This is a genomic window from Spirillospora sp. NPDC049652 (assembly GCF_040675125.1).
Classification (GTDB): Bacteria; Actinomycetota; Actinomycetes; order Streptosporangiales; family Streptosporangiaceae; genus Spirillospora.
In genome coordinates this window covers 1-3,943 of record NZ_JBFAOF010000699.1, presented here as the reverse complement: position 1 = coordinate 3,943, position 3,943 = coordinate 1, and the positions used below count along the sequence as shown (strand labels likewise).

General features: G+C 74.5%; 3 protein-coding genes and 2 pseudogenes. 1 reads left to right on the top strand and 4 read right to left on the bottom strand.

The window, feature by feature from the left end:
- The 3 genes and pseudogenes from AB0J52_RS30900 to AB0J52_RS30890 form a co-directional block, all read right to left on the bottom strand.
- Positions 1 to 641, bottom strand: a pseudogene (locus AB0J52_RS30900) (hypothetical protein); the annotation flags it as partial.
- A gap of 47 nt (positions 642 to 688) precedes the next feature.
- Entirely contained in the window at positions 689 to 1,402 is a 714-nt protein-coding gene (locus AB0J52_RS30895) for a phosphatase PAP2 family protein (RefSeq protein ID WP_500186228.1), read from the bottom strand.
- Between the two features lie 136 nt (positions 1,403 to 1,538).
- Complete coding sequence (locus AB0J52_RS30890) at positions 1,539 to 2,714, bottom strand: FAD-dependent monooxygenase (RefSeq protein WP_500186226.1); 1,176 nt, start codon at positions 2,712 to 2,714, stop codon at positions 1,539 to 1,541.
- Positions 2,715 to 3,292: 578 nt separating this feature from the next.
- Here AB0J52_RS30890 and AB0J52_RS30885 point away from each other — a divergent pair.
- Positions 3,293 to 3,697, top strand: coding sequence for an ATP-binding protein (locus AB0J52_RS30885; RefSeq protein ID WP_500186224.1), 405 nt, complete (start codon positions 3,293 to 3,295; stop codon positions 3,695 to 3,697).
- Between the two features lie 25 nt (positions 3,698 to 3,722).
- On the opposite strand, the pseudogene AB0J52_RS30880 reads toward AB0J52_RS30885, so the two are convergent.
- Positions 3,723 to 3,943 (bottom strand): annotated as a pseudogene (locus AB0J52_RS30880) (ubiquinone-dependent pyruvate dehydrogenase); the annotation flags it as partial.

Here is a 3,943-nt window from a genome sequence, read left to right as displayed (position 1 = left end):
CGGCGGACCACGCGCGTCGCGGTCGTCGCGCCGAGCACCGCCACGGCGAGCCCGGTGGCGGTGCCGTCGGGCATCCGGACGTGCCGCAGGTGCGATCCGACCGCGGACGGGTTCGGCATGTGCCCCGCGCCGAGGGCGAAGAACAGGCCGAGGCTGGAGACGCCGCCGGCGAGCCTGGTGAGGCCGACGACCGCGACGCCCTCGGCGCCGGAGTGGCCGCGCCGGCTGAGGTAGCGGGTGAGGACGGCGAGGCTGCCGAGCCCGGCGGGCACGAGCCGGCTCGCCGCGGCCGCCGCGACCTGCACGGCGAACGTCTCGCCCTTGGGCAGCGGACGTCCGGACGCCGAGCGCAGCGCCTTGGCCGTGCAGGCGTAGTGCGTGACGGTCAGGAACACCAGCAGCGGGACGACGGCCCACGGCACCCCGTCCAGGCCGCCGAGCGCGTCCCGGCCCCACCCGCCGAGCAGGTCGAGGGCGTCATCGTCGGCGTAGGGCGCGTCCGCGGAGACGGCGGTGACGGCGCACGCGGCGGCGGTCGCCATGAGCAGGCACCAGGGCCACATCCAGAGGGCGGCGGTCCGGAAACCCGAACGCCGCCACTCGACGATGTCGGCTTCGGCGGGAACCTCGGCTCTCGTCATGAGGCCGATGGTAAGCACAGGTCGGTTATGGGTGCGTTATACGGAAGTCACCACTGGGCGTCCTGCCGTGTTCGTCTTCGGGGCAGCGCCCACAGCGCGCACCCCGCCGCGGCCACCAGAAGCCACCCGCCGAGGACGTCCGAGGGCCAGTGAACGCCCAGGTAGACACGGCTGAGCCCGACCAGGACGGCCCACACCGCGGCGACCGCCACGACCGCGATCCGGGTCGCGCCGCACAGGGCCACCAGCGCCGCGCAGATCAAGAGCAGCGCGGCCGCGGCCGCCGTCGTCGTGTGCCCGGACGGGTACGACATCCCGGTCGGACGGCCGATCCAGTCCACCGCCGGCGGGCGCGGCCGCCCCACCCACTCCATCACCGCGTACCGGACGAGCCGGAGGGCCAGGAACAGCAGCAGCGCCTCGGCGGCGGCCCAGACGCCCTCCAGCCGCCGCCACTCCACCCAGGCGATCCCGGGCATGGCCCGGCCCGCCAGCAGACCCGCCGCCAGCGCCATCAGGTAGGGGATCACGCCGTTCCCGGAGTCGGTGACCGCCACGGCGAACGTCCGCATCCCGTGCGGCCGGTGCGCCACGGACCAGTCGTGCAGCGCGAGGTCCCCCGGCAGGGGCCGTCCGTCCCGCACCGCGACCACCACGGTGAGCAGCACGAACGCCAGCGCCAGCAGGGCTCCGGCGATCCACCACCGGCCCCGTCCGGCGGCCGGCGCGTCCGTCCGGCGGTCGTCGCGTGTGTCTGCCATATCTCCGGACTAGCCGACAATTCACGCTCTCGCACCCTCGACACGCCCGCGCGTCCGGACGGGAACGGGCGTCCGGACGGCCGCACGGACCGTCCGGCGGACGGTCCGAAGCGGTGCTCACCAGGGGTGGGGCGGATCAGTAGGTCTTCAGGACCAGGGAGTTGACGATCTCGCCGAAGTCCTGGAAGTCGATGACCTCGCCGCCCGCGGCGTCGCCGGACTCGGCCGCCTGCTGCGCCTCGACCCGCGCCTTGTTGGTGAGCGCGAGCTCCTGGTTGGCGGCGACGTAGCCGCGCAGCTCGGTCTCGTAGGCCGCGAACGCCTTCTCGTGGTCGCCGTCCGCCGCCTTCAGCTCGCCGGCCAGGACGTACGCGCCGACCATCGCCATGGACGTGCCCTGCCCCGACAGCGGCGAGCCGCAATAGCCCGCGTCCCCGAGCAGGACGACCCGCCCGGACGACCAGGAGTCCATGTGCACCTGCGCCATCGCGTCGAAGTGGAAGTCGGGGGCGTCCGCCATGCTCGCCAGCAGGCGCGGCAGCTCCCAGCCGCCGCCCGCGAGCCGCTCGGCGAGCAGGCGGCGCTGCGCGGCGGTGTCGCGGTAGTCGTAGGCGACCGGCTCGGCCGACTCGAAGCCCAGGTAGACGCGCACCTCGCGGTTGTCCCGGACGCTCATCACCCCGCCGCCCCACGAGCTGCCCGGGACCTGGTGGAAGACCTGCCACTCGTCCAGGCCGAGGAAGTTGGGCGCGGTCCAGACGCCGAGGTAGGTGCCGAGGTGGGTGATGAAGCGCTCCTCGGGGCCGAACACCAGCCGCCGGGTGTTGGAGTGCAGGCCGTCCGCGCCGACGACCAGGTCGAAGTCCCGCCGGGCTCCCGAGGCGAAGTACACGCGCACCCCGTCCGCGCCCTGCTCCAGGCCCGCGATCGAGTCGCCGTACAGGTACTCGACCGCGTCGCCGGCGGCCCGCGCCAGGATCATCGACAGGTCGTCGCGGAGGATCTCGACGTCCGGGCTGTCCAGGTCGCCGCCGGTGATGGTGCGCTCCTCGCTGCGGAACAGCTCCGTGCCGTCGGTGTCCACCATCGACATTCCGCGCATCCGCACCCGGGCGGCGCGGATCTCGTCCAGCACGCCCATCCGGGCGGCGACCTCCAGGGCCGGACCGCGCACGTCGATCGCCTGGCCGCCGGGACGCGGGCCGTCCGAGACCTCCACGACGGTGACGTCGAAGCCGTGCCGGGTCAGCCAGTAGGCCAGAGCCGGGCCGCCGACGCTCGCACCCGAGATCAGTACGGTGGTGTTCTCCATGGTCCCGCTCCATCCGCTCGTTCGTTTCCGTGTTCGCGTGGCCTCACTCTCACGGCGTCCACTGACCGGCCACTGACCACCCGCTGACCGTCCGCGCACCGCCCCGGATATCCGGCGCGCCATCCCGGACGTCCGGGTTCTGACCACCGCCGGAGGAGGGTCCCGGCGCCCTCCGCCCCGGCGGACCCGCGGCCCCCGCCTGCGGCGCGTCCCTCTCCGGACCCGGTGTCCGCGCACGTCACAGGAGTCCGCACGGATTCCTGACCGGCGGGTTCCGGGGCGTTGTGCTGCGCGGCCTCCGGAAACCGGCCTATCTTGGAGCGGTCCCCGCCGACGCCCCGCACCGAGGGACCGGCACCGGCCCGGCGCCCACCAGGCGCCCCCGGCCACGCCGGGGACACGCGAGCCCGCGACCGGAACAGGTCAAGACCAAGGTCTCGCGGCGCGTTGCCCGGTCACGTACCGGAGGGGAATGATTGCGACGCGTCTCCGCTCTCACAGTGTGGTGATCCAGTGACACTCGGCACATCGGCATCGGCACCCCGCCCGTCCGCCCGCGACCGCTCCGGCTGCGGGTCGTGACCGGCGTGATGCAGCTCCTCGGCGACGAGCTCGTCCTCACCGGCGGCCGCGCGGAGGGGCAGGCGCTGCGGCGCACGGTGCGCGAGCGCGCGGCGAAGCTGATCGACGACCCCGAGCTGCTCGACGACGTGGAGCTGATGGGCGCCGAGGCCCTGGCGAACGCGGTGCTGCACGGCACCGAGCCGATCCGGGTCCGGGTCACGGCCGACGGCCGGCGGCTGCGGGTCGCGGTCCGCGACGCCGGCCCCGCCCGGCGCGGCGACCCGCACGGCACCGACCGCATCGACCACGGCCGCGGCCTGTCGGTCATCGACGTGCTGTCCTCCGAGTGGGGCCTGGAGCAGTCCGCCGCCGGCACGCACGTGTGGTTCGACGTCGACCTGCCCGACGCGTCGTCCTGACCCGCCCGGCCTCCCGGCGACGGCGTCAGGGGCGCGGGATGTTGCGGAGGTTGCTGCGGGCCAGGTCGAGCATCTTGCCGACACCGCCGTTCAGGACGGTCCGGCCCGCCGCGAGCGCGAACCCCTTGACCTGCGCCCCGGTGATCCTCGGCGGGATGGACAGCGCGTTCGGGTCGGTGAGCAGGTGCACCAGGTACGGGCCGTCCGCCGCGAACGCCTCGGTGAGCGCGGGCCGGACGCGGGCCG